A 24,650-nucleotide genomic window follows, 5' to 3' on the forward strand; every position below is an offset into this window, starting at 1 on the left:
CGTCGTACGTCCCCCAAGCCACTACGCAGTGAACGCGAGGTCCTCCGCCCGGACGGGGAAGCGCAGCGGCTCCCCGCGGGAAATCCGCAAGGCTTCCTCTACCGCGCTCGCGGCCATGCGCTGCAGTTCGTTGCCCAACGAACCGGCCACGTGGGGTGTCAACAGCACGTTCGGGTGGGTGTAGAACGCGGAACCCGAGGGCAGTACCCACGGCGTAGTCACGTCGAGGACCGCGAAGAGGTTGCCGCGCTCCACCCGTGCCAGCAACGCGTCCTGGTCCACCAGTTCGCCCCGGGAGGTGTTGATAAACGTGGCCTGTGGACGAAGCAGGTTGATCAGCCGCGCGTCGATGAGGTTCCTGGTGGACGGCAACGACGGCGCGTGGAGGCTCACGACGTCGCTGCTCGCCACCAGTTCGTCAAGGCCAACAAGTTCGACGCCGAGGGCGCTCGCCTCCGCGGCGCTGAGGTACGGATCCGAAACCACGACGTCGAGTTCGTAGGCGGAGAGGAGCCGGATGACGTGCCGGCCAATCCTGGACGCACCGATGATGCCCACGCGCTTGCGGTAGTTGCCCATGTCCGGGAAGAGCTGTTCGGGCAGGACTTCCGTGCGCGTGCTGTGGAGGGCCCGCGCGATCTGGAGGACGCGTTTGTTGGCCAGGATGATCATGGCCACGGTGTACTCCGCCACCGGAATGGCGTTGGCGTCCGCTGCTGAGCTGACCTGGATGCCGCGTTCCCAGCAGGCGTCGCCAATGTGGTGCTTCACGCTGCCGGCGGCGTGCAGGACGTACTTGAGCCGTGGGGCGTGGTCCAGGACATGGTCATCGATCACGGCGCAACCCCAGCCGGTGAGAAGGATGTCCGCGTCCCGCAGGAGTGCCCGGCCCTTGGGGGAGTGGAAGTCCTGGATGGGGTCGCGGCCCAGGAGATTGAGTGCCGGACGCAGGGGATCCAGGCTGCGGGCGGGGAACACGGCCCGGGCGGTTTGTTCCGGCATGGCCAGTGCAACGTTCAAAGTCACTTGACGCTCCCTGCCGTGAGTCCCGATTTCCAGAAACGCTGCAGCAGGATGAAAGCCACCAGCAGCGGAATCACGGAGAGCAGTGAGCCAGTGATCACCATGGGCGTGAACTCCGGCTGGGGCAGGGAGTAGCCCTGCCAGATGGAGATGCCCACGCTGACGGGTAGCAGTTTCTGGTCCTGCAGCATCACCAGGGGAAGCATGAAGTTGTTCCAGACCCCCACGAACTGGAACAGGGCGATGGTGACGTAGCCCGGCATCATCATCGGAAGGCCCAGTGAAAAGAAGCTACGGACCGGACCTGCGCCGTCAACCCGTGCGGCCTCGAGCGTCTCCGCAGGGACGTAGGCGGCCGAGTAGACCCTTGCCAGGTACACGCCGAACGGGTTGCAGAGCACGGGGATGAGGATGGCCCAGACGGTGTTGGTGATCCCGAAAACGGAGGCCAACATGTACATGGGCAGCACCGTGGCCGTGTTCGGGATCAGCACGCCCACAAGGACGATTCCGAAGAAGGAGTCCTTGCCCCGGAACTGGAACTTGTCGAACGCGTAGCCGGCCATCACGGAGATCAGCCCGCCGAAGACTGCACCGAACGCCGCGTAGAACATGGAATTCGCCATCCAGCGGAGGAAGACGCCGCCGTCTTGGTTGATCACAGCCGCCACATTCTCGAAGAACGCGGGCTGTCCAAAGCTGTACGCGCCGGTGGCGTAGAGGTCGGAGGCGTTCTTGGTGGAGGCGAAGAACAACCACAGGACCGGGAGGACCATGTAGGCGCAGCCCAGGACCAGCAGTGCGTTGACGGTGAGCTTGCTCGCGAAACCGCCGGTGCGGGCTGATCTTCGGCTGCGCTTTCCGCGGGGTGCGGGCTTGCTGCTTGCTGTGGGTCGGGTGAGTGTTTGGGCGCTCATGCTTTGTTCATCCTTGAGCTGAAGCGGGTCACGGCCCAGGACAGCACGGCTGCCAGCAGGGCGATGAGGATGGAAGCCGCGGCCGCCTGGTTCAGGTTGTGCCTGTTGAACGCGGCGTCGTAGGCCCACATATTGGGGACCCACGTGCTGGTCACCGAAGCCGTCGCCTTGCCAATAATGGACGGTTCGGTGAAGAGCTGCAGGGTGCCGATTACGGTGAACAGCATGATCACGCTCAAAGCAGGAAGGATCAGGGGCAGCTTGATGCTGAGCGCGGTACGGATTTCCCCGGCACCGTCAACCCGTGCGGCTTCCAGGACTTCGCGGGACACGGCCTGCAACGCAGTGAACAGGATGATTACGTTGTATCCCGTCCACTCCCACACAGCGATATTCACAATGGAAGGCAGGATCAGCTGGTTGTCCAGGAAGTTCAGCGAGATCCCCCCGCCTTGCAGGACCGAAACGATCGGGCTGACGCCCGGTGTGTAAAGGTACGCCCAGATCAGCGCAGCAATGACGCCCGGTACGGCATGCGGCAGGAAGACGAGGAGCTGGAAGAGCTTCTTGGCCTTGGCCACCGCCGCGTCCAGCAGGAGCGCGAAAGCCAAGGCGCCACCCACCATGCATGGGATATAGATGAGGCAGTACAACGCCAGCCTGCCGATGCCACCCACGAAGCTCTCGGACTGCAGGACCTGCAGGTAGTTCTCCAAGCCAACGAACGAGGTCTTCGCCTGGCCGAAACCCAGGCCCGACTTCTGCTGGGCAAAGAAGCTGAGGACGATCGAATAGATCACCGGCGCCACCATCGCCAGCGCGAAGACGGCGAAGAAGGGGGTAAGGAACAAAGCAGCGGTGCGGCCGCCGGTTCCGGACATTGAACGGCTTCTGCGCCGCGCTTCAGGGGCTGTTTTAGTCGGGGCCATGATGTGCTCCTCGCCGGGCGGGCGGCTCTGCCTTGTGGTGCAGTTCCGCCCGCCCACGCGGGCCTACTCCTTGACGGAGAGGCCGTTGTGCTTAAGCCCGGCCACGGTGGCGGTCTGGGCGGTCTCGACGGCGTCCCTCACCTTGCCGCCCGTGGTCAGTGTTCCGTAGGCGTCCTTGAGCGCGGTATTGGTGATGTCCCAGTTGGGACCCCACTGCCAGCCAGGGGTGATGGTGCCGTAGGCCTTGTCGAAGACCTGGTAAATGTCGTTGCCGAAGTAGCTGGCGTCGAAGGCCTTCTGCGCCACCGGTGTCAGGCCGGGGAAGGCAAGGAACGCCGAGCCGGTGTTCCCGCGCGCCTTGATGGCGTCAGGGTTCGTGGCCAAGTACTCAATGAACTTCGCTGCGGCAGCCGGGTTCTTGCTGCTCTTGGTGATGTTGAAGCTCGATCCCCCATAGAACGCGTCCGCCGGCGTGCCCCAGTTGGGCACTTCGGCGGCGATCCACTGGCCCTTCTGGCCGCTGGCTTCAGTCCGCTTCTGGATGCCGGTGGCGCTCCAGTTGGCGCCCAGGACACCCACGACGGCGCCGCTCGCCAGATCTGCCGACCATTCGTCACTGAAGGACTGCTGGACCTTCACGATCTTTTCGTCGATCAGCTTCTGCCAGTAGGTGGCTACCTTCTGGGTGGCGGCGTCGTTGACGCCCACCTTCCAGCTGTCGCCCTCGGTGCCGAACCACTTGGCGCCTGCCTGCCAGGACAGGGCTGCAGTCAGTGCGGCCTCGTTCGGGTTGAAGCTGGCAAGGTGCGCCCCGGGAGCTACGGCCTTGAGCTTCTTGCCTGCTTCCTCGAACTCGTCCCAGGTCTTGGGGACGCCCACGCCTGCCTTGTCCAGCATGTCCTTGCGGTACCACATGATCATCGGCGCGGCATCGTAGGGGAGGGCGTACGTCTGGTCTCCGAACTGGACCAAGCCTTTGGTTTCGTCGGAGAGTTTGTCCACAGTGGCGGCTTTGTCGATCAGTCCGTCCAGCGGCTGGAGTTGGCCGTTGCTGACGAACTGGGGCAGTTGGGGGTATTCGATGGTGGCGACGTCGGGGCCGTTGCCCGCGGTGATGGCCGTGGAGAGCTTGGCGTAGCCGCCGCTGGCACCGTTGGGGACCGTTTCGAACGTTACTTTGATTTTGTCCTGGCTGGCGTTGAAGGCCTCGGCCACCTTGTCCATGCCCGCCATCGAGGACCAGAAGGTGATGTTTCCTGTTGGATCCTGGGCTGGCGCGGGTGTAGCTGCCGGGGTGCTGCCACATCCGGCCACCAGGGCAGTGCTGGCCAGGAGGCCCACTGCTCCGAGCAGAAGCTGGCGACGCTTCATTCTGTTCTCCTTTGAAGTTCACGATGCGGAGTCGTGAGTGCTGGAAGGCTCCGGCACGGTGACTGGGATCCATGAAATCCACAAAAGTGAACATGCTCAACAAGATGAACAGAACTGAACAATTCTTCGCCTAAGGTTCGGCATGCTGCCAAACCTTGGCGTCAATGCCACTTCGGCGGGTCTAAGGCTGGGTCGAATCCCGTACCACCAGTGCGGGGGACAGGTTCACCCGCTGCAACGCCGTGGTGCTCCCGAGCCTCGCCCCGATCCGGTTGAGGCACATCACCAAAGCCTGGTGGCCGACGTCGTACTTTGGCGGCGCCACCGCCGTCAGCGGAACGGCACCCAGGGCGGCAATCTCGTCGTCGTAGGCGATGATCGCGAGGTCCTCCGGAACGCGGATTTGCCGTTCCTGGCAGGCGCTCGCGAATTGGAGGGCGTCCTCGTCCGTATGGACAATCGCGGCGGTCACGTGGTTCTCCGCGCACCAGTCCAGGATCCCGTCCACCACCAACCGATGGGCTTGTGGATCGTTCTGCGCGCGGGACATGGAGCGGACCATTGAGTCGCTGTAGTCGTGGCCGGCGCGCCGCATGGCCAGGTGGTAACCGTCGATCAGTTGCGGTGCGGTGGGGCTGTTTTCACGCAGGCACAGCCCAATCTTCCGGTGCCCCAGTCCCAGCAGGTGGTTCACCGCGATCTCGGCGCCGTGGACATGGTCGCTCCGGACGGATTCGAGCCGGCCGTGGTCCAAGGCGTTGTCGATGGACCGCTCCACCACAACCACGGGCACTTTCGCCTCGGCGAGCAACTCGAGGGTCTCCGTGCCCGCCAACGACTGCTCGCTCGGGGTCACCAGGATTCCGTCCACGCCGTGTTCGTAGAGCCTGCGGAGCTGGCGCCGTTCTTCGGCTCCGGAATAGTTGGACACCCCCAGCACCAGCCGGACGCCCAACTCCTGCGCGGCCGCTTCGGCGCCGCGGATCACCCCGGGAAAGTAGTACGACGCCGATGGCACGATCATGCCGATCGTCGCCAAGGGCCGTCTCCCGCCCGGGCGCCACGATGTTGACGGTTGCTGCGTTGGGCTGGAGGTGGCCGCCCGGCCACCGGCCAGGACCGCCCCGCCGTGGACCCTCTCGATCAAACCCTGTCCGGCGAGGAGGGCCAGGTCCCTCCGCACTGTCATCCCGGAGGTCCCCAGCTTTGCCGCGAATTCGGCGGCATTAACCGATCCGTGCAGGGCCAGTTCCTTCAAGATGAGCTGTTGACGATCCTCGGACAGCATGCGGTTCCCGCCTATCGAAGTTCACTTGTGTTCAGTTTGTTCATTATGGACTACCGGACAACCCCGCCGGAGGTTTGTCGAGCCGAATACCCACGTTCACTTCTGTTCACCTCGTTCCGGAGGTTGCACAGCTGGCCTAGGGTGGGCAGGCAACGCCGCACAACGCAGGAGACCCATGGCTACCGGTTTCACCATGCCCCACCCGGACTACCAGCTGAGCCCCATCACCGGGTGGACAAGGGAGCACTGGATCTCTTTCGCCGACCAACAGCTCCTCGCGGTTCGCCCGTACTTTTCCGAAGGCAAGGCCTTGATCCCGTTGGCGGGCCGGCCGTCGTCGTCGGGCGTTCTGTCCGACGGCATGGAGGGCTTTGCACGGACCTTCATGCTTGCCGCGTTCCGGGTGGCGGGGGAGCGGGGCGACGATCCCCACGGCCACCTCGCCCTGTACCGTGCCGGTCTCCTGGAGGGAACCCGGCCCGGCAGCGGCGAGGAGTGGTTGCCCATCAGGGACCGCTCACAGCCCATCGTGGAGGCGGCATCCATAGTGCTGGGCCTCCAACTGACCAAGCCATGGCTGTGGAACACGTTGTCCAGAGCTGAGCAAGCCCAGGTGGCGGCCTGGTTGCAGGGTTCGTCGTCCAGCACTTGTGTGGATAACAACTGGGTCCTGTTCCAAGTGCTCATCGCCGAATTCCTGGCCGGTGCTGGTCTTGAGCACAACGCAGGGCAGATCGAGCACGGACTGGAACGCCTTGAAGACTGGTATGTGGGCGGAGGGTGGTACCGGGACGGCGACAATCACGGCACCGGCGATTTCTTCGACTATTACTGCGGTTGGGCCCTTCATTTGTACCCCGTGCTGTGGTCCGAGTTCGCGGCCGGACGGCATCCGGGGGCGGACGCGAAAGCTGAGCTGTACCGGACCCGCCTGGCTGCGTTCCTCGAGGACCACCAGGCCTTCTTCGGTGCGAAAGGAGCCCCTGTCTTCCAAGGCCGTTCACTGATTTACCGCTATGCCGCCGTCGCGCCGCTGTTCCTCGGCGAGGCCATCTGCGCAACGCCCCTGAACCCCGGGCAGACGCGGCGGATCGCCAGCGGTGCGGCGAAATACTTCCTGGACAACGGCGCGTACGACGGCGGCCTGCCGTCCCTTGGGTGGTTCGGCGCATTTGAGCCGATGACCCAGGAATACTCCGGCCCGGCGTCGCCGTACTGGACGTCGAAGGCGTTCGTCGGATTGCTCCTGCCCGCCGATCATCCGGTGTGGACGGCTGTGGAGGAACCGTCGCCTGTGGAGAACGGGGACATGCTCGGCCGGGCGGATGGACCCAACTACCTGCTGCATTCAACTGCCGCTGACGGCGTAGCCCGCGTGTTGAACCACGGGAGCGACAAGTACTATGCGCCCGGCCCGGACGATCCGCAGTACCGTCGCCTGGCCTACTCGAGCCACACGGCCCCGCTCTTTACGAATTCTCCCGTGGACAACCACATCGCCGTCCTCAATGCGTCCGGCACGCCAAGCCGGCGCGCCCGGATCAACCGCCTCGAAGCCGGATCCGGACAGGCTGCGAGTTGGCACGCTCCCGTCTGGAGCGACGATGACGATCCCGCGCACTCCCTCTGGCGGATTGCCTCGGGGACTGCGGCCGCTCACGGTTATGAGTTGCGCGTCCACGTGGTGGAAGGCCCCGGCTCATCAGGGTTGGGCGTGCGGGAGGGCGGATATGCGTTGGCTTCCGAAGTGCCGCTCCAATCATCCGGGGAAGTCCTCTCGGCGGACAATCTGCACACCCGCATATGGCCGCTCCACGGCTATTCCTCAACAGGAGTCCTGACCACCGAGGGCGTCTCGCCGCTGGGCATGTTCGCAAGCTGCCCCTACCTCGAAGGACTGCTCACTGGAGACCGCTCCTGTTTCGCGTCCCTGGTGTACCTCGGAGGTGAGCCGCCCGCCGGCGAGCCTGCCGCCGTCGAACTTCACCTCGACGGTGCGCTGATCGAGGCGTCCGTTCAACTGCCCGGTGGGCAGCAGCTCAGGGTGTCTTTCGAGGTGCCCGCCAAATCTTGAGCAAATCTTGAGATGACCCGGCGTCGTTCTTGAGGGCACCGTCCGATGGTTGAACTGTCAGCCAAGCGGGCTGACGGGAACCCTTGGAAGGACTGCCGACATGCCTGACCAGATCATCCTCCCGTCCTCGAACACAGGAACGGCCCATGCAATGGCCGATTCCCGTCCTGGCGGAGCAGCGGAGGGATTCCACTCCGGTGGTGACGGCCAGAACCGCGCAGTGACGTCGGTCCGCGAGACGTTCAACCCCCTGGGTGTGGGCCTGCGGAGCATTTGGCCCCAATCCGTGTGCGGTTACTAGGTACTTCCGGAACGTGGCCTTGAGGGTGATCCGGTGGCACCATGGTGTGCACGCCATGATTGATCAGGAGGCTTGCCATCAAGGAAGAGATAAAGAAGGCCGCGGACGCTGCCGAGGAAGCTTCGAACTCGCGAGCCTTTGAAATAGCGGCCCGTTCGGGCTTCGCAGTCAGCGGGATCCTGCATGTGCTGATCGGTGTCATCGCGTTGCAGTTGGCCTTTGGCAACGGGGGTGAAGCCGATGTGTCTGGCGCGGTCGCCCAACTGGCTTCCCAGCCTTTCGGGCCCCTCCTCTTGTGGGTCTGCTTCGCAGCCTGTGCCGCACTGGCCCTCTGGCAACTGACCAACGCAATCTTTGGCCACCGCAGGCAAACGAATCCCAAGCTGACCAAGCGCCTCTCCGAAGCGGGCCAAGGCATCGTGTTCGCGGGCCTGGCACTGACCATCATGTCCTTCGCCGTGGGCCAGGCCAAGAACAGCCGTGAATCCACCAGCGACGGGACGGCCACGCTCATGCAGGCTCCCTTCGGGGTGGTGTTGCTGGTGGCCATTGGCGCGGGCATCATGATCGCCGGCATCGTCTTCGCGGTCCGTGGTTTCACGCGGTCGTTCAAGAAGGACCTGGTCCTTTCCTCCCGGAAGGATTTCCGGACCTTCCAAATAGTGGTTGGCACCGTGGGGTACATTGCCAAAGGCATCGCCCTGCTGCTGGTTGGCCTGCTGGTGGTCATTGCCGCCGTGTCCGCCCGGCCCGAGCAATCCACCGGCCTGGACGGCAGCCTCAAGGCCCTGAAGGAGCAGCCCTACGGGCCGTACCTGTTGGTGGCAGTGGCTGTTGGCCTGATCGCTTACGGCCTGTTCCTCATGGTGAAGGCGAAGACGATGCACGCCTGACACGGTTTGCCGGGAGGCTGGAGGGGTACAGCCTCACTGAGAGGCACGTACCGCGCTGATCACGCGCCTGGTCCGCGAGTACCGGCAAGCGGGTGCTGCCACTGGACGACGTGCTCGCGCTGCTCCAGCCCCTAGGCTGACTGCCCCTCGGGCTCCACGGGAATCCAGAGTTGCCCGCTGCCGTGGGTTCCCCCGGGCTCCGCCGTGACGCTGAGCAACTCGGGCCCGGGTGCCCACCGGTAGGGGTTGGCCGGAAACCATTCCGTGGCTGCGTCGGCCCACAGCCGTTGCAATGCCTCGGGGAACTTTCCCTCCGTTTCGAACACCACCCACAATCCCTCCGGGACCTCGAGCACGTCGAAGCCATCCGGAGCGGGGGCGGTGTCGGTGGTGGCGACGGCATGCCAATAGTCGAGCTCGCTGCCTTCAGACCGGCCGTCGTCCAGGTTGTCCGTGACCGAGAGTGGCCCGCCGGGTTCGGTGTTGGACAGCCCGATGAGCCGTTTGGTGTCGGACGGATCAATGCTGCGCTGGAACTCGATGATGGCCGGATTGGGGCCTTCGTGGACCAGCGGAACGCGGGTTTTTCGGCCGATCAACCGGAAGGCGGATTTGGTGACGATGCGGTGCTTCATGGCGGTATTCCCTTCGACGCGGAGGTGGAACCTCAACTGTGGTTGGGAATGGAGGACTGCTCCGGGCAGCCTGGCCTCTGAGGGAGTAAGTCCGTGAAAGGCCTTGAACGCCCGGTTGAAGGCCTCCGCTGAGCTGTAGCCATAGCGCACGGCAACGTCCAAAACAGTGGATCCCGCGATGACTTCCGCAGTGGCCGCCGTCAAGCGGCGCCTGCGAATGTACTCGGAGACCGGCAATCCAGCCAGCGAGGCGAACATGCGCCGGAAATGGTACTCCGACGTCAACGCAATCCTGGCCAGTGCTTTGGCATCCACTTCGGCAGTCAGGTCCTTCTCGATGAGCTCGATGGCCCTGTTCCACTCCTGCACGGGCACCTCCATTCCTGGCAATCACGCTACGGGGCGGGCATGGGTCCCGCCCCGACTATCCTTGCCCGAAAGTATCAGGACACCCTGGCCTGCCCTACAGGCGCAGTGCGTACAAGATGCGGACAAGCAAGAACCCGGAGACAGGAACGGCTGCCTCCGGGTTCTCTTTTTGTGGTTTGGTTCTGCGGCCTACGGGTGACCCGTGCCTGCGGCTTCGTCTCCCGGTTCAGAGGAGAAAGGCCGATCCGCGGGGACGTCTTCGGTGTTCTTCTCGTCCAGTTCCGCATCGGCGGAGGGCACGGTCTTCTCGGCGTAGTCTCCTGCGGTGTAGTCGCCGCCGGCATCGTCCTTCAATGCCTCAGGAGAAGCACCTCCGGTTCCGTAATCGCCCTCGGGGTACTGGCCCTCCAGGTCTTCGTTGGTTCCGCCCGTGTTTTCGTCAGCCATGGTGTGCCCTTCGGTTGGTGACCATGCCCCAGATCAGCAGCACGATGATGGAACCGCCGATGGCCAGGAGCCAGGTCCGGATGGCGAAGAATTGCGTGAGTCCCTCGCCGAAGATCAGGCCGCCGATCCAGCCACCCAGCAAGGCGCCCACGACGCCGAGCAAGAGGGTTACCAGCCAGCCGCCACCTTGGCGTCCTGGCAAGATCAGTTTGGCGATGGCGCCAGCCAGGAGGCCGAGCAAAAGAAATCCAAAGAAACCCATTTTTGCTCCTACTTTCTTGATGTGAAAATTCCAGGAACCCGATGAGAAAGTGTGGTTCACCGGATTTTAAATATGGGTTCCCGGGCGCTGTGATTCAAACTTCGTCGCGGCCCGGTAAATGGGGGGATTAAGTGGTGTCCGCAATGTGCGATTCATTTGTTAAATGCAACCAAGAGCACTCCTGCCGATCTGATTCGACGTCGGTACTACACCAGTAACGCTAGCCGTTCACGGGGGTAACAGCAAGTAACCTGATTATTCTTTGGGTCGCGTTGCTGGGGACTCTTGGGGTTGCTGCATCTGCCCAGTTGAGGCCCTATTTCTTGTCGAACAGGTCCTTCGCCGCGTCCTTGACCTTCTCTCCGGCCTGCTTCAGGTTTGCGGAGGCCTGGTCGCCCTGACCCTCTGCCTGCAGCTCCGGATCGCCGGTAGCCTCGCCGGTTTTCTCCTTGGCCTTTCCGCCCAGTTCTTCGGCGGCATTCTTGATCTTGTCACCCAGTCCCATGGTTTTCACTCCTCGGGTTGCGATGTCCTTGCCGGCGGTTTTCCGCTGGTTGGCATAAAAGTTTAGTCGCTGCGGGCAATTCGGCAAATGCGCCATCATTTGGACCTCGAAACGTGCGTGACAGTGTGTCTTGGTGGGTACTAGGGTCAATAAGGGAAATGGCACCTCGAAAGGAGTGATTCCTGTGAAAGGGAAGATTTTGTTCGCGGCGGGTGTGGCTGTGGGCTACGTGTGGGGATCCAAGTCCTGGCCGGAGGTGTACCGCCGGATCAGGGGAGGCTCGGAGAAGGTGTGGAAGAACCCGGACGTGCAGGAAAACGTCCACCACGCGGCCGAAACCGTTCAGGAATCAGTTCCGGACATCCTGGACAACCTTTATGCGGCCGGCAAGAAGCTCATGGAGAAGGCCGAGACCATGTTCCCGGGCATTCTGGACTCCAAGAACGGCCAGAACTCTGCAGACAAGCCCGCCACGGTTCCTACGGTCAAGGGTGATGTGGTCTCCGATCCCGCGCTCGACGACACCACGGGCAGCGACTGGACGGACGAGGGCGGAGCAGCCCCTGAGGGTCCGGCCACCAACACGCCACCCAAGGCCTAGCCGGGCAGCGCTGGCGGTTGGCGGCGCACCCAAGGCGATGGCCGGCGTCGGGCATTAACGCCCGACGCCGGCTCCTGCGTTAAGCGCGCCGCTCAACTGCCTTGAGAATCGCCTCGCCCAGTTCAGCGGGCTTGGTGAACTGCGGCCAGTGCCCCGTGGGCAGGTCGACGAGTTCGACGTCCCGGATGCGGGCCAGTTCCTCAGTGAACGGATGCCCGGCGTCCATCATTTCGGTGAGCATGGCGGACGGGAATTCGCACGCGATGATCGTGGCCGGAACCTCGTAGCGGCGAACGTCGTGGAGACGCTGCTGGTGGTAGGCCACTCCCTTGGGCTGCGGAATTGCCCGTGCGCGGAACGCGTCGCGAAGTTCGTCCGTCAGGTCCACCAGGTCTGCGTCCTCGAAACCTTCCCACGGAGGCAGCGGAATGTCATCGCCATCGTTGGGCAGTTCGTCGTTGATGACAGCACCCTCCCCGAGCGGTCCGCTGTCCACATAGATGGCGCGGGCAACACGGTCCGGGCGGGCATCTGCCACGCCGTGGATGATGGCGCCGCCGCCCGAGTGGCCCACCAGGACCACGTCACCGTCCAGCGAATCAACCTTTTCGATCACTGCATCGATGTGCGTCCGCAGGCCTATCCCGGACCGTGAAGCATCAACGGACTCCAAGCCCGGCAAAGTCAAGGGATGAACCGTGTGCCCCGCCGCGACGAGGGCTGGCGTCACCTCCTCCCACGACGACGCGTCCAACCAGAAACCAGGTACCAGGATGATGTCCATGCCCCGACCCTACGGGAGGCCACTGACAGGATGAACCCATTTTTTGCTGGATCATTCTGCTTGTGCCGCCAGCCACCTGCGTAAATACGCGGCCTCGCCAGCGGGAAACCCCGCATGATCCAGCAGAATCTGAGCCCTCCGTGGAAAAGGGGTTGACGCGATCCAGTTCACACGCCATAGTTTTCGTATACGATTTCGTACCTGATAGACGAAGCATCGGATATCAAGACCGCCCATATTTTCAGGAGGAAGCGTCGTGACAGTGGAGTTCCGGACGCAGGAGTTGGGCCAGGATGTGCTGGACCGGACACGTAAGGTGATTGCGGTCCACATCAATTACCCGAGCCGTGCTGCCCAGCGTGGGCGGACTCCCGCGCAGCCGTCGTACTTCCTGAAGCCGTCGTCGTCGCTGGCGTTGGGTTCGGCCGAGGTGCCGGGCATGGTGGAGCGTCCGGCCGGTTGTGAGCTGCTGGGTTACGAGGGTGAGATCGCCCTGGTGATCGGCAAGGCTGCCCGCCGCGTTGGCTTGGAAGACGCGTGGAGCCACGTCGAGTGGGTCACAGCCTCCAATGACCTCGGTGTCTACGACCTCCGTTACGCGGACAAGGGCTCGAACGTCCGGTCCAAGGGCGGAGACGGTTTCACCCCCGTGGGCCCGGCGCTGATCCCGGCCGACGCCGTCGATCCTGCCGCCTTGCGGATCCGTACGTGGCATAACGGTGACCTGGTCCAGGACGACACCACCGAGGACCTGCTCTTCCCCTTCGCCCAGCTCGTCGCGGACCTCTCCCAGCTCCTGACCCTCGAAGAGGGCGACATCATCCTCACCGGCACCCCGGCCGGCGCGTCCGTCGCCAAGCCGGGTGACGTCGTCGAAATCGAAGTCACCGGCGGCGACTTCAGCACCGGCCGCCTCACCACCAAAGTAACGGAAGGTACGACGCCGTTCGCGGACTTTGGTGCCTTGCCCAAGACCGATGACACGCAGCGCGAAGAGGCATACGGTTCCCGGGAAGCCGCCGGACTGGCGCCGGCGTCGGCTGGTCTGTCGCCTGAACTGAAAGCCAAGCTCGAATCGGTCGCCACCGCTACCTTGTCTTCGCAGCTGCGCAAGCGCGGATTGAACAACGTCAGCATCGACGGCCTGCAGGCCACCCGCCCCGACCGTAAAGTGGTGGGCTTGGCCCGGACCCTGCGCTACGTGCCCAACCGCGAGGACCTCTTCAAGACCCACGGCGGCGGCTTCAACGCCCAGAAACGAGCCATCGATTCGGTCAACGAGGGCGAAATCCTGGTCATGGAAGCCCGCGGCGAAAAGGGCACCGGCACGGTCGGGGACATCCTGGCCCTGCGCGCGCAGGTCCGCGGTGCAGCGGCGATCATCACCGACGGCGGTGTCCGGGACTACTCGGCCGTGGCGGACCTGGAGATGCCCACCTATTTCGCGAATCCGCACCCGGCAGTGCTGGGACGCCGCCACATCCCGTGGGACACGGACATCACCATCGCCTGCGGGGGAGCGACCGTGCAGCCCGGGGACATCATCGTTGCCGATTCCGACGGCATCCTGGTGATCCCGCCGGCCATCGCCGAGGAACTCGTGGACGACTGCATCGCCCAGGAGAAGGAAGAAGTCTTTATCTTCCAAATGGTCCAGGAAGGCAACAGCGTGGATGGCCTCTACCCGATGAATGCCCAATGGCAGGCCCGGTACGCCGAATGGCTGGCCAAACAAGGCCCGGAAGGAGCCCAAGGTGACTGAAACCGCCGTCGGGAGCAAATCCCAGCAAGCGTATGAGGCCGTGAAGGCCCGGATCGTGGAGGGCACCTACACACCCGGTTACCGGCTGGTGCTCGCAAAGATCGCCGAGGACCTGGGCTTCAGCGTGGTCCCGGTCCGCGAAGCAATCCGCCGCCTGGAAGCCGAAGGGCTGGTGAAGTTCGAACGGAACGTCGGCGCCACTGTCTCCGGGATCGACCCCACCGAGTACCTCTACACCATGCAGACCCTGAGCATCGTGGAGGGGGCAGCCACGGCATTGTCCGCACCGCTCATTGATCCCGCCACGATCGCCCGGGCCCGTGCGGTGAACGCCGAGATGCGGGAGTGCCTGGAGCACTTCGATCCTGTCCGGTTCACCACCCTGAACCAGGACTTCCACAGCGTCCTCTTTGAACACTGCCCCAACCCGCACATCCTTGACCTGGTCCACCGCGGCTGGAACCGGCTGGCCTCGCTGAGGTCATCGACATTCCGGTTCGTCCCCGGCCGTGCCCAGGAATCCGTGCGCGAACACGAGGCCCTGCTCCAGCTCATCGAGTCCGGAGCAGACGCCGACACCATCGAAAAAGCAGCCCGCCAACACCGCGCCGCCACCCTCGACGCCTATCTGGCAACCACTAACTAAAGGAACTCAACGATGACGACCTCCGTAGAAACCACCAAGCATTACGTTCCCGAGGATCTGCCCACGCACATCCAGCACTTCATCAACGGTGAGTTCGTTGATTCGGTCTCCGGGAAGACCTTCGATGTCCTGGATCCGGTGTCCAACCAGAATTACGCCACCGCCGCTGCAGGCCAGAAGGCAGACATCGACCTGGCTGTCGCCGCTGCACGCGAAGCGTTCGTGAATGGTCCGTGGCCGAAGATGAAGCCGCGCGAACGTGCCCGCGTCCTGAACAAGATCGCCGACGCCGTTGAAGCGCAGGAAGCCCGCCTCGCCGAGCTGGAGACGTTCGATACCGGCCTGCCGATCACCCAGGCCAAGGGCCAGGCACTGCGCGCTGCGGAGAACTTCCGTTTCTTCGCGGACCTGATCGTGGCGCAGTTCGATGACGCCATGAAGGTCCCGGGATCGCAGATCAACTACGTAAACCGCAAGCCGATCGGTGTGGCCGGTCTGATCACCCCGTGGAACACCCCGTTCATGCTCGAGTCCTGGAAGCTTGCCCCGGCACTGGCCACCGGCAACACCGTGGTCCTCAAACCGGCCGAGTTCACCCCGCTGTCCGCGTCGCTCTGGGCCACCATCTTCAAGGACGCAGGCCTGCCCGATGGTGTGTTCAACCTGGTCAACGGCCTGGGCGAAGAAGCCGGGGATGCGCTGGTGAAGCACCCCGAGGTTCCGCTGATCTCCTTCACCGGCGAGACCACCACCGGCCAGACGATCTTCCGCAACGCCGCCGCCAACCTCAAGGGCCTGTCCATGGAGCTCGGCGGCAAGTCCCCGTGCGTGGTCTTCGCTGACGCGGACCTGGACGCCGCGATCGACTCGGCCCTGTTCGGCGTGTTCTCGCTCAATGGCGAACGCTGCACCGCAGGATCCCGGATCCTCGTTGAGCGCGCTGTCTACGAGGAGTTCTGCGAAAAGTACGCCGCTCGGGCCAAGAACATCGTGGTCGGTGACCCGCACGATCCCAAGACCCAGGTGGGTGCACTGGTCCACCCCGAGCACTACGCCAAGGTGGCCTCCTACGTGGAGATCGGCAAGTCGGAAGGCCGCCTCCTCGCCGGCGGCGGCCGACCCGACCACCTGCCCGAAGGCAACTACATCGCACCCACGGTGTTTGCCGACGTCGCACCTGACGCGCGGATCTTCCAGGAGGAAATCTTCGGTCCCGTCGTGGCCATCACCCCGTTCGAGAACGACGACGAGGCCCTCGCCTTGGCGAACAACACCAAGTACGGCCTGGCGGCCTACATCTGGACCCAGAACCTGACCCGTGCCCACAACTTCTCCCAGAACGTGGAGGCCGGCATGGTGTGGCTCAACAGCCACAACGTCCGTGACCTGCGCACCCCGTTCGGCGGCGTCAAAGCCTCCGGCCTGGGCCACGAGGGCGGCTACCGCTCCATCGACTTCTACACCGACCAGCAGGCCGTGCACATCACCCTCGGTTCCGTGCACACCCCCAAATTCGGCGCCTAAACCACCTTTCAACGAAGAGAGACCATCATGAGCAACTTCACCGGCCCCATCCCAACCCCCACGGTCCCGGCCCCGGATATTGTCCGGTGCGCGTACATGGACATCGTGGTCACCGACCTGGCCAAGTCCCGCGAGTTCTACGTCGATGTCCTGGGCCTGCACGTGACCGAGGAAGACGAGAACGCGATCTACCTGCGTTCCCTGGAAGAGTTCATCCACCACAACCTGGTCCTGCGCAAGGGCCCGGTAGCCGCCGTCGCCGCGTTCGCGTACCGGGTGAAGTCGCCCGCCGAAGTGGACGCCGCCGAGGCCTACTACCGCGAACTCGGTTGCCGGGTGGAACGCCGCAAGGAAGGCTTCACCAAGGGCGTGGGCGACTCCGTCCGGGTCGAGGACCCGCTGGGCTTCCCGTACGAGTTCTTCTACGACGTTGAGCACGTCGAGCGCCTCACCCAGCGCTACGACCTGTACTCCGCCGGTGAACTTGTCCGCCTGGACCACTTCAACCAGGTCACCCCGGACGTCCCCCGCGGCCGGAAGTACCTCGAAGACCTCGGCTTCCGCGTCTCCGAAGACATCAAGGACGCCGACGGCGTCACGTACGCCGCGTGGATGCACCGCAAGCAGACCGTGCACGACACCGCCCTGACCGGCGGCAACGGACCCCGCATGCACCACGTCGCGTTCGCCACGCACGAGAAGCACAACATCATCCAGATCTGCGACAAGATGGGCGCCCTGCGCATCAGCGACCGGATCGAGCGCGGCCCCGGACGCCACGGCGTGTCCAACGCGTTCTACCTCTACATCCTGGACCCGGACGGGCACCGCATCGAGATCTACACCCAGGACTACTACACCGGCGACCCGGACAACCCCACCGTCACTTGGGACGTGCACGACAACCAGCGCCGTGACTGGTGGGGCAACCCCGTGGTCCCGTCCTGGTACACCGAGGCCTCCCTCGTCCTGGACCTCGACGGAAACCCCCAGCCGATCATCGAACGCGAAGAGAAGTCGGAGATGGCCGTGACCGTGGGCGCCGACGGTTTCTCCTACACCCGTCCCACCGAGGGCAATTCAGCAGAGGGATTCAAACTGGGAGCGCAGGTCTAAAACCATGCTGGACGCGAAGACGATCGAAGCCATTGCCGACGAACTGGTGGAAGCGGGCCGGAACCGTAAACCGGTGCCGCGGCTCACCGCACGCTACCCCGAGATGACGGTGGAGGATTCCTACGCCGTGCAGCAGTTGTGGCGGCAGCGGAACGAGGAAGCCGGCCGCACGTTGGTGGGGCGGAAGATCGGACTCACGTCCAAGGCCATGCAGGCCGCCACGGGCATCACCGAACCGGACTACGGGGCGATCTTCGATGACATGGTCTTCGAAACCGGCTGCTCCGTAGCCTGGGACCAGTACACCCATCCCCGGGTTGAGGTGGAGCTCGCCTTCGTTCTCAAAGACTCGCTCAAAGGCCCCGGCTGCACCATTTTCGATGTCCTCAACGCCACCGATTACGTGGTTCCGGCCCTCGAGATCCTGGATTCCAGGATCGAGATGGAGGGCCGGACCATCGTGGACACCATCTCGGACAACGCCGCGATGGGAGCCATGGTGATCGGCGGACGCCCAGTGAAGCCGGATGCCGTGGACCTGCGCTGGGTCTCGGCCATCCTGTACAAGAACCAGACCGTCGAGGAGACCGGAGTGGCCGCCGGCGTCCTGGACCACCCGGCCAACGGGGTCCACTGGCTGGCCAACAAAATCGCCGCGCACGGGGACTCGATGAAGGCCGGAGACATCATCCTGGCAGGCTCGTTCACCCGGCCCCTCTGGGTGTACAAAGGTGATACCGTCCACGCCGACTACGGACCGTTGGGAGTTGTCACATGCCACTTCAACTGACCCCAACCTTCTACACCGCCCTTGCGGAAGCGGGTCGGCCGCTCGCGGGGATGTGGGTGTGCTCCGGAAGTCCACTCGTGGCGGAGATCTGTGCCGGTTCCGGCCTGGACTGGCTGCTGATCGATGCTGAGCACAGCCCCAACGGCCTCGAATCGATCCTCTCCCAGCTCCACGCAGTGAGCGGATACCCGCTGCAGGTCATGGTCCGGCCCCCGGTCAACGACACCGTGGTCATCAAGCAATACCTGGACCTCGGGGTGCAGAACCTGCTCATCCCGATGGTGAACAGCGCTGAAGAGGCCGCTGCCGCCGTCGCCGCTGTCCGTTACCCGCCCCACGGGGTGCGCGGCGTCGGCTCCGCGCTGGCCCGGGCCTCCCGCTGGAACAGGGTCCCGGACTACCTCGCCACGGCATCGGAAACCATCAGCCTCACCGTCCAGATCGAATCCGAGGCCGCCGCGTCCGCCGTGGAAGAGATCCTGGCAGTGGACGGCGTGGACGGCATCTTCCTCGGCCCCTCGGACCTCGCAGCGTCTATGGGCCTGCTGGGACAGCAGGAAAACCCGTTGGTGAGGGCCGTCGTCGAGCATTGCCTGGAAGCCGCGAAAGCGGCAGGCAAGCCCGCCGGCGTCAACGCCTTCAACCCGGACACCGCCCGTGCCTATCTCGACGCCGGAGCCTCCTTCGTGCTGGTCGGTGCGGACGTCGCCGTGCTCGCCCGCGCGTCGGAGGGTTTCGCGAAGACGTTCATCCCGGCGTCGGAGAAGGCCGAGCGGGACAGCTACTGACCCTCGGGTAGGCTCGAACGATCTACAGCCTGAGGGGGCAGAGCTATGAAGAGCCGTGTTTTGTTGGTGTGTGCGTTGTTGGCCGTACTTGTCGCGTGCACGCCGCAGCCGGCGGGATTGAGGGTGCTGGACCGGGAGGCGACGGCGGAGGATACGTTGCCGGATTCCGTGGGTCTTTCCGGTGTGGATTTTGAGGTGGAGCCCGGGTCGACCCGGCTGCTCGCTACCTACCACGATGTGAAGTACTACGCGGGCAGGAGCAAAACCGCCGGCGCCGTTTGTTTGACGGTGGTACCCGTCGGACTTCCTGAGCGGTGGGTGACGGGTTGCTCGGCGGCCGGGATCGCTCAGCGGATTGTCACTGTCACCAGCGTCGACGGTTCAGAGTCCACCTTGGTCAACGACGGCGTGGACACTTCCCGCCCGGAGTTCCAAGGACTGACCAAGATCCACGACAACGTGCTGGTCAGCCCCCGGTAGCTATTTCCGCGCCATGTACCACTCCGTGAACTCGCGCGCCCGCCCGTCCTCGGCGAAACGGATGACCCACAGGTTGTCGTAGGCGGGTTGGCCGTTGAGATAGGTGGTCAGGCCCTGGACGAACGCGGTGTCCCCGTCCTGGCCCAGGAGGGTCCACTCGAAGGTCCAGTCCTCGGGCTTGTCGGAGGAATCGCCCGTCCACTCGTTCACGATTGCCTCGTGCCCGTGCCAGGCCTGCGGGTCGTGCGGCCGGGTGTTGTAGACGGCGTCCTCGGTGAACAGCGCGCGGATGTGGTCCGGCTCGTTCGAGGTCCACGCACGCTGGTATTGGTCCATCCACGAATTCACGTCGCTCATCACTCTGTTCTACCGGCGCGGCTGCCGGGAGACAACGGTCCGTACCGTTTGGTGGTCGCGCGCCCTGCGGTCTGTCCCCCTTGCCGCGAAAACGTACGACGGCGGCCCGCCAGCTTCCGCTGCCTTCCCGCCTTATGCGGGGCCTGCAGTGTGGGGGAGTCCGCAGCCGTGCCCTAAGCCGGGCGGGCGATGCCCCGGGTGGAGCGGCGGATGTGGTCCGGGGTAAGGCCGGTGAGTGAAGCGAGTTCAAGGTCGTCGCACACCTGGTTGCGCAGGGCCATGACGATCAGTGCTTCCCGGCGCTCGGTGATCTGCCCTCGATGGTGTTCGGCCGCGTGCAACTCCTGGCTCTTGGCCTTGAGCGCATCCAGTTGGGCCTGGCGGGGGAGGCCGCTCACGTGCAGATCGTCATAAGCCAGAGCTATGGTTCGGACGGTACGGAGGTTTTCCCCGGTGACTGCTGCGACGGTGGCCAGCGACAGTCCGTCCTCCACTGCTTGCGCGATCAGGTCGTTCCTGGCCGCAGTCAGCGTCCTGATGGAACTGGCGGCGTGGGAGAGGAGTTGCCGGTGGACGCCCAGCGCGTGGGCGAGTTTGGCGTGCTCGGCGTTGGGCGCTGATGCGGGGCGTGCCTGGGAGTTGGCGCGGTAGGTGTACCTGCCCGTGGCCGAACGCCCCTGGGCCTGGTGCGATTCACCGGACCGCGCCGAACCCGTCAGGATGGCCGAACCCGTCGGGACCGTGGGTGATGCCGCAGCCGCGTGCTGGGATGGCCGGGTTTGCGCTGGCATGGGCTCCCTTTCGAACAGGATTCGGACACTGCTGACCCCTCGAATCTAGGCACCGTCCACCCGGCCGTGGAAATACCAATACCGCGTGAACCCATAAGCAAAGTGCATGGATGAGAACCCATTTACGCCCAATCATGCGGTTTCAGGCTCAGACAACCCGCAAAGAGACCCACGTCATAAGGCCCCCTTATGAATCCACGCACATTAGGTCTTATCCACGGCACCCCGGACGTACTTAGTCTCGAACAAAGGGATCCGCGAATCCGCGCGTCCCGAGTTCCACTTTCCTGGAGGAGACATGTCCGAGTTCCTGCCGGCGTCGAGGGTCACCCGCATCAAGGCCTCAGCCAGCGTCGCCGCGGCCGCCCGCGTCCGCGAATTGAAAGCTGAAGGCATCCCGATCATCGACCTGACCGTCGGCGAGCCGGACTTCGACACCCCGGACCACATCAAGGCCGCCGCGATCGAGGCAATCAACGCAGGCGAGACCAAGTACACCTCGGTCACCGGTACCCCCGCGTTGCAGGAAGCCATCCTGAACAAGATCCAGCGGGACACCGGTCACTCGTATGCAGCGAACCAGCTGACCATCGGCGGCGGTGCCAAGCAGGTCCTGTACGTCGCGCTTATGGCGTCCCTCAACGAAGGCGACGAAGTCATTGTCCCGGCCCCGTTCTGGGTGTCCTACCCGGACATGGTCCTGGCCAACGACGGCACTCCCGTGATCGTTCCGTGCGGCGAGCAAACCGGCTTCAAGCTCACCCCGGCCGCCCTCCGCGAAGCCATCACCCCGAAGACCAAGTGGCTCATCCTCAACGCGCCGTCCAACCCCACCGGTGCCGTCTACTCCCGTGAGGAACTCGAGGCCCTCGGTGCCGTTCTCGAGGAGAACCCGCACGTCTTCGTCCTCACCGACGAGATCTACGACGAGGTCTACTTCGGCGAAGGCCGCGTCACCAGCCTGGTCACTGCGGCCCCGGCGCTGAAGGACCGCATCCTGCTGGTCAACGGCGTGTCCAAGGCATACGCCATGACGGGCTGGCGCCTGGGTTATGGCGTGGGACCTGCACCGTTGATCGCTGCCATGAACAAGCTGCAGTCGCAGACGTCCTCGTGCCCGTCGTCGATCAGCCAGGCGGCTGCAGCCGCCGCACTGAATGGCGACCAGTCCTTCGTCCGCGACAGCGTGGAGGTTTACCGCAAGCGCCGCGATGCCGCCGTCGAGGGTTTGAACTCGATCAACGGCCTGTCCGTTGCTCCGGCGGAAGGCGCGTTCTACGCCTACGTAAACTGCTCCGGCGTCATCGGCAAGACGGCGCCCGACGGCCGCGTTATCGAAAACGACCAGGACTTCACGCTCTACCTGTTGGACGCCGCCCGCGTGGCCGTCATCCAAGGCTCGGCCTACGGCCTGGGCCCGTACTTCCGGATCTCCTTCGCCACCTCGCTGGAGACCATCAACGCCGGCGTGGACTCCATCCGCGATGCCGTCAACGCCCTCAACTAAAGGAACCGCAATGATCCACGTCAAGACCAAGTTCGAGCGCCCCGACGCCGACGTCGTCGCCCGCCTCGCCAAGTTCTCCTCCGCCACCATCCACGAAGCCCAGGGCCGCCGCGGCGCGCTGAGCTCCAGGATCAAGCCGATCGACCGCTCCATGTCTTTCTGTGGCCCGGCCGTCACCGTTGCCTGCGCTCCGCAGGACAACCTCATGCTCCAGGTGGCCATCCACTACGCACAGGCCGGCGACGTCGTGCTGGTCGGTGCGCAGGAAATGGCCGAGGCCGGTACGTTCGGCGACGTCCTGGGCAACGCCATGAAGGCCAAGGGCATTGCGGCAATGGTGACCGACTCCGGCGTCCGCGACACCCAGGACCTGATTGAACTGGGCCTGCCCGTGTTCTCCGGCAGCGTGTCCATCAAGGGCACCGTCAAGGAAACCCTCGGCCCCATCAACCACCCGATCGTCTTCGGCGACGAGATCATCTACCCGGGCGACATCCTCCGCGGCGACGCTGACGGTGTGGTTGTGGTCCGCCGTGAAGAAGCCGAGGAAGTCATCGCGCTTTCACAGGCCCGCGACGACCACGAGCGCGAGCTCATCAAGCTCTACCACGACGGCGGCAACACCATTGAGCTGTGCGGCCTCACCGAGAAGCTCAAGCAGAAGGGCCTGCTGGTAGAGGACTAGATTTCCACGCTAAAGGGCCGGTCACCTCGGTGACCGGCCCTTTTGGTGTGTTGCCTTGTGCAGGCTGCAGGCTGCAGGCTGCAGGCCGCACGGCCACACGGCCGGCGCGGTTTGTGGGCGGCGTGGCGGGGCACAATCCGTTGCCCGGCGCAGGCACAAGTAGGCGCCACACAAATAAGGCGCCTTGCCTGGACTGTGGGTCCGTGGCAGGGCGCCTTGGGTGCGGTGCGGCGGTGATTGACGTACGACGGCGGCTGGCCGGGTTTGGCGGGGCGGCCGGCGGGTGCGTGGGATTTAGTCGAGGCCTGCGTGTCCGGGGCGGGTGTCCACGAGGTGCCATTCGATGCTGTTTCCGGCGTGGGCCGGCATCAGGCTGCCTTCGAAGACGAACAAGGGTTCGCCGACTCCGCCGATGGGACGCCAGAAACCATTCCGAGGGCAGTGAAATCCGGTACGTGCGCTGATCGTTCCGCGGGTTGGATTGGAAACCCATCCGGTCGAGTTGATCTTTTTCACCGTTTTATCCTTTGAACAGGCCCGCGGTTTCCGTGGGTTGTATTTCGAATTTCTTGTTAATTCGATATTAGGTAACTCACACGGTTTTGAATAAGACCAAAGCTGTCTGTCCGGATAAGACTTCGTTATGGATGCGCGGGCAGCTGCACCGGGTCCGTTCCATACTTCGAGATCAGCTGCTGGTGCAGCATCTCCTTGACCACCAGGAGCACCGCCGAGGCAGCCTCGGAGAGCGGCTCGTGGTCCGGCGTGCAGAGGGCAATCTTGCTCTGCAGCCCGGGTTCGACGATCCGCAGGACCTTGAAGTCCTGGTCCGGGAACAGGGCATCGGCCGCCGATTTGGGGACCACGGTCCCGCCCAGGTTTGCCCTGATGAGGCGGGTGAGCGAGGGGACGGACTCCACTTCGCCCACCAGCCGGAGCTCGAGGTCCTGGTCTGCCATGCCCTTCTCGATGATCTGGCGCAAGGTGTGGTTCTTTTCCGGCAGGAAGAGCCCCACCGAGCTGGCTTCCTTGAGGGTGATGGTGCTCTTGCCGTGGGTCAGGTCCACGTCAGGGTGGACCACCAAGTGAAGATCCTCCACGATCATGGTGGTGAACTGCACGCCGCGGATCTTCCCAGGCTCGTAGATGAGCGCCATGTCGAGGCGCCCGTTCTTGATGGCCTCGCTCAGGACGCCGCCGAAGATCTCCGTCAGGTGGACCACGATGTCCGGGTAGCGCCGTCCCACTTCGCTGATGATCTGGGGCGTCAGGCTCGAGGCCATGCTGTACGGCGCGATCGCGATCGAGACGCGCCCGGACGGTGCTGCGCCGGAGGTGGCCACGTCCTGCCTGGCCTGCTCAACCAGGCGAAGGATGGACTGCGCGTGTCGGTACAGCGTGTGGCCGGCCGCCGTGGGCTCCACCCCTTGCTTGCTGCGGATCAGCAGGCGTTGCTTGAGGTCCGTTTCCAATGCCGAGACCTGCTGGCTGAGTGCCGGCTGTGCCACGTGCAGGGCGGCAGCGGCTTTGGTGATGCTCCCTGAATCAACGATTTGGACGAAGTATGAGAGCTTCCGCGTGTCCATGGATCTACCTTCCTTGGGAGTCACGAGTGCCGGGTGGGGGAGTCCCAGGATGGCAAGTCCCGATGATCAAATATAGCGGCACTGCCAGCGCGTGGTTGGTGGGACCGCGGACACAGCCCACGGTGGTGCACGTCATAACGGAGAGCTATCACGGGATAGCTATTAGGTCTTTGTGCAACGTGGTTGACCAATGCGAGACTTTTGGAAAGAACTTGCGGC

Annotated in this window: 27 protein-coding genes; 13 read left to right on the forward strand and 14 right to left on the reverse strand. The window is 64.1% G+C overall.

The features are described from left to right. Positions 1-21: 21 nt before the first annotated feature. The 5 genes from ACH488_RS12180 to ACH488_RS12200 all read right to left on the reverse strand — a co-directional run bounded on the left by ACH488_RS12180 (position 22) and on the right by ACH488_RS12200 (position 5,528). Positions 22-1,026 (reverse strand): hydroxyacid dehydrogenase, encoded by a 1,005-nt coding sequence (locus tag ACH488_RS12180; RefSeq protein ID WP_397324480.1) that lies wholly within the window; start codon positions 1,024-1,026, stop codon positions 22-24. Continuing rightward, entirely contained in the window at positions 1,023-1,940 is a 918-nt protein-coding gene (locus ACH488_RS12185; RefSeq protein WP_397324482.1) for a carbohydrate ABC transporter permease, read from the reverse strand. The genes ACH488_RS12180 and ACH488_RS12185 overlap by 4 nt, the downstream gene beginning before the upstream one ends. Then, entirely contained in the window at positions 1,937-2,821 is an 885-nt protein-coding gene (locus ACH488_RS12190) for a carbohydrate ABC transporter permease (protein WP_397324483.1), read from the reverse strand. Before ACH488_RS12190 ends, ACH488_RS12185 begins: the two co-directional genes overlap by 4 nt. A gap of 111 nt (positions 2,822-2,932) precedes the next feature. Continuing rightward, on the reverse strand, positions 2,933-4,240 hold the full coding sequence (locus tag ACH488_RS12195) for an ABC transporter substrate-binding protein (protein WP_397324485.1): 1,308 nt from the start codon (positions 4,238-4,240) through the stop codon (positions 2,933-2,935). Positions 4,241-4,421: 181 nt separating this feature from the next. Continuing rightward, the gene (locus ACH488_RS12200; protein ID WP_397324487.1) at positions 4,422-5,528 is read right to left on the reverse strand and encodes a substrate-binding domain-containing protein; all 1,107 of its coding nucleotides are present in this window, start codon (positions 5,526-5,528) and stop codon (positions 4,422-4,424) included. Positions 5,529-5,703: 175 nt separating this feature from the next. On the opposite strand from ACH488_RS12200, the gene ACH488_RS12205 reads away from it, so the two are divergent. From ACH488_RS12205 to ACH488_RS12215, 3 genes are all read left to right on the forward strand, one after another. Beyond that, positions 5,704-7,602: a DUF2264 domain-containing protein gene (locus tag ACH488_RS12205; RefSeq protein ID WP_397324488.1), complete on the forward strand. Its 1,899-nt coding sequence runs from the start codon at positions 5,704-5,706 to the stop codon at positions 7,600-7,602. Positions 7,603-7,702: 100 nt separating this feature from the next. Beyond that, a complete protein-coding gene (locus tag ACH488_RS12210; RefSeq protein ID WP_397324489.1) occupies positions 7,703-7,903 on the forward strand; it encodes a hypothetical protein in 201 nt (66 codons plus the stop codon). A 59-nt stretch (positions 7,904-7,962) separates the two neighbouring features. Next, complete coding sequence (locus ACH488_RS12215) at positions 7,963-8,796, forward strand: DUF1206 domain-containing protein (RefSeq protein WP_397324491.1); 834 nt, start codon at positions 7,963-7,965, stop codon at positions 8,794-8,796. 131 nt (positions 8,797-8,927) lie between these two features. Here ACH488_RS12215 and ACH488_RS12220 read toward each other — a convergent pair whose 3' ends face one another. The 4 genes from ACH488_RS12220 to ACH488_RS12235 form a co-directional block, all read right to left on the reverse strand. Further along, positions 8,928-9,800, reverse strand: a complete 873-nt coding sequence (locus ACH488_RS12220) for a helix-turn-helix domain-containing protein (RefSeq protein WP_397324493.1) — start codon at positions 9,798-9,800, stop codon at positions 8,928-8,930. Positions 9,801-9,989: 189 nt separating this feature from the next. Then, positions 9,990-10,247 carry a hypothetical protein gene (locus ACH488_RS12225; protein ID WP_397324494.1) on the reverse strand — a complete coding sequence of 86 codons (258 nt, stop codon included), beginning with the start codon at positions 10,245-10,247 and terminating at the stop codon, positions 9,990-9,992. Continuing rightward, a complete protein-coding gene (locus ACH488_RS12230) occupies positions 10,240-10,509 on the reverse strand; it encodes a GlsB/YeaQ/YmgE family stress response membrane protein (protein ID WP_397324495.1) in 270 nt (89 codons plus the stop codon). The genes ACH488_RS12225 and ACH488_RS12230 overlap by 8 nt, the downstream gene beginning before the upstream one ends. Positions 10,510-10,825: 316 nt before the next feature. After that, on the reverse strand, positions 10,826-11,014 hold the full coding sequence (locus ACH488_RS12235) for a CsbD family protein (RefSeq protein WP_397324497.1): 189 nt from the start codon (positions 11,012-11,014) through the stop codon (positions 10,826-10,828). Between the two features lie 184 nt (positions 11,015-11,198). Between ACH488_RS12235 and ACH488_RS12240 the strand changes: the two genes are divergently transcribed. Next, on the forward strand, positions 11,199-11,615 hold the full coding sequence (locus ACH488_RS12240) for a hypothetical protein (RefSeq protein ID WP_397324498.1): 417 nt from the start codon (positions 11,199-11,201) through the stop codon (positions 11,613-11,615). Between the two features lie 79 nt (positions 11,616-11,694). Here the strand turns inward: ACH488_RS12240 and ACH488_RS12245 are convergent, their stop codons facing one another. Beyond that, complete coding sequence (locus ACH488_RS12245; protein ID WP_397324499.1) at positions 11,695-12,399, reverse strand: alpha/beta fold hydrolase; 705 nt, start codon at positions 12,397-12,399, stop codon at positions 11,695-11,697. A 256-nt stretch (positions 12,400-12,655) separates the two neighbouring features. Between ACH488_RS12245 and ACH488_RS12250 the strand changes: the two genes are divergently transcribed. From ACH488_RS12250 to ACH488_RS12280, 7 genes are read left to right on the forward strand one after another with little or no spacing between them, the layout of a single operon-like run. Beyond that, on the forward strand, positions 12,656-14,161 hold the full coding sequence (locus ACH488_RS12250; RefSeq protein ID WP_397324500.1) for a fumarylacetoacetate hydrolase family protein: 1,506 nt from the start codon (positions 12,656-12,658) through the stop codon (positions 14,159-14,161). Then, positions 14,154-14,807, forward strand: coding sequence for a GntR family transcriptional regulator (locus ACH488_RS12255; RefSeq protein ID WP_397324501.1), 654 nt, complete (start codon positions 14,154-14,156; stop codon positions 14,805-14,807). Before ACH488_RS12250 ends, ACH488_RS12255 begins: the two co-directional genes overlap by 8 nt. Positions 14,808-14,819: 12 nt before the next feature. Further along, the gene (hpaE, locus tag ACH488_RS12260; protein WP_397324503.1) at positions 14,820-16,331 is read left to right on the forward strand and encodes a 5-carboxymethyl-2-hydroxymuconate semialdehyde dehydrogenase; all 1,512 of its coding nucleotides are present in this window, start codon (positions 14,820-14,822) and stop codon (positions 16,329-16,331) included. A gap of 27 nt (positions 16,332-16,358) precedes the next feature. After that, a complete protein-coding gene (gene hpaD, locus ACH488_RS12265; RefSeq protein ID WP_397324504.1) occupies positions 16,359-17,447 on the forward strand; it encodes a 3,4-dihydroxyphenylacetate 2,3-dioxygenase in 1,089 nt (362 codons plus the stop codon). 4 nt (positions 17,448-17,451) lie between these two features. After that, a complete protein-coding gene (gene hpaH / locus ACH488_RS12270; protein ID WP_397324505.1) occupies positions 17,452-18,237 on the forward strand; it encodes a 2-oxo-hept-4-ene-1,7-dioate hydratase in 786 nt (261 codons plus the stop codon). Next, a complete protein-coding gene (locus ACH488_RS12275) occupies positions 18,222-19,025 on the forward strand; it encodes an HpcH/HpaI aldolase/citrate lyase family protein (RefSeq protein ID WP_397324507.1) in 804 nt (267 codons plus the stop codon). The genes hpaH and ACH488_RS12275 overlap by 16 nt, the downstream gene beginning before the upstream one ends. Before the next feature lie 45 nt (positions 19,026-19,070). Then, a complete protein-coding gene (locus tag ACH488_RS12280; protein ID WP_397324508.1) occupies positions 19,071-19,505 on the forward strand; it encodes a hypothetical protein in 435 nt (144 codons plus the stop codon). Here the strand turns inward: ACH488_RS12280 and ACH488_RS12285 are convergent, their stop codons facing one another. After that, positions 19,506-19,862: a nuclear transport factor 2 family protein gene (locus ACH488_RS12285; RefSeq protein ID WP_397324509.1), complete on the reverse strand. Its 357-nt coding sequence runs from the start codon at positions 19,860-19,862 to the stop codon at positions 19,506-19,508. Between the two features lie 173 nt (positions 19,863-20,035). Then, on the reverse strand, positions 20,036-20,653 hold the full coding sequence (locus ACH488_RS12290; protein ID WP_397324511.1) for a hypothetical protein: 618 nt from the start codon (positions 20,651-20,653) through the stop codon (positions 20,036-20,038). Positions 20,654-20,951: 298 nt separating this feature from the next. On the opposite strand from ACH488_RS12290, the gene ACH488_RS12295 reads away from it, so the two are divergent. Continuing rightward, positions 20,952-22,160: an aspartate transaminase gene (locus ACH488_RS12295; RefSeq protein ID WP_397324512.1), complete on the forward strand. Its 1,209-nt coding sequence runs from the start codon at positions 20,952-20,954 to the stop codon at positions 22,158-22,160. A 10-nt stretch (positions 22,161-22,170) separates the two neighbouring features. Further along, a complete protein-coding gene (locus tag ACH488_RS12300; RefSeq protein WP_397324513.1) occupies positions 22,171-22,845 on the forward strand; it encodes a 4-carboxy-4-hydroxy-2-oxoadipate aldolase/oxaloacetate decarboxylase in 675 nt (224 codons plus the stop codon). Positions 22,846-23,139: 294 nt separating this feature from the next. On the opposite strand, the gene ACH488_RS12305 is transcribed toward ACH488_RS12300, so the two are convergent. Both ACH488_RS12305 and ACH488_RS12310 read right to left on the reverse strand, forming a co-directional pair. Beyond that, positions 23,140-23,361, reverse strand: coding sequence for a hypothetical protein (locus tag ACH488_RS12305; protein WP_397324515.1), 222 nt, complete (start codon positions 23,359-23,361; stop codon positions 23,140-23,142). A 125-nt stretch (positions 23,362-23,486) separates the two neighbouring features. Then, positions 23,487-24,431, reverse strand: coding sequence for a LysR substrate-binding domain-containing protein (locus tag ACH488_RS12310; protein ID WP_397324516.1), 945 nt, complete (start codon positions 24,429-24,431; stop codon positions 23,487-23,489). Positions 24,432-24,650 lie beyond the last annotated feature (219 nt).

The organism is Paenarthrobacter sp. NPDC018779 (assembly GCF_044391085.1).
In the GTDB taxonomy this organism is placed as follows: Bacteria; Actinomycetota; Actinomycetes; order Actinomycetales; family Micrococcaceae; genus Arthrobacter.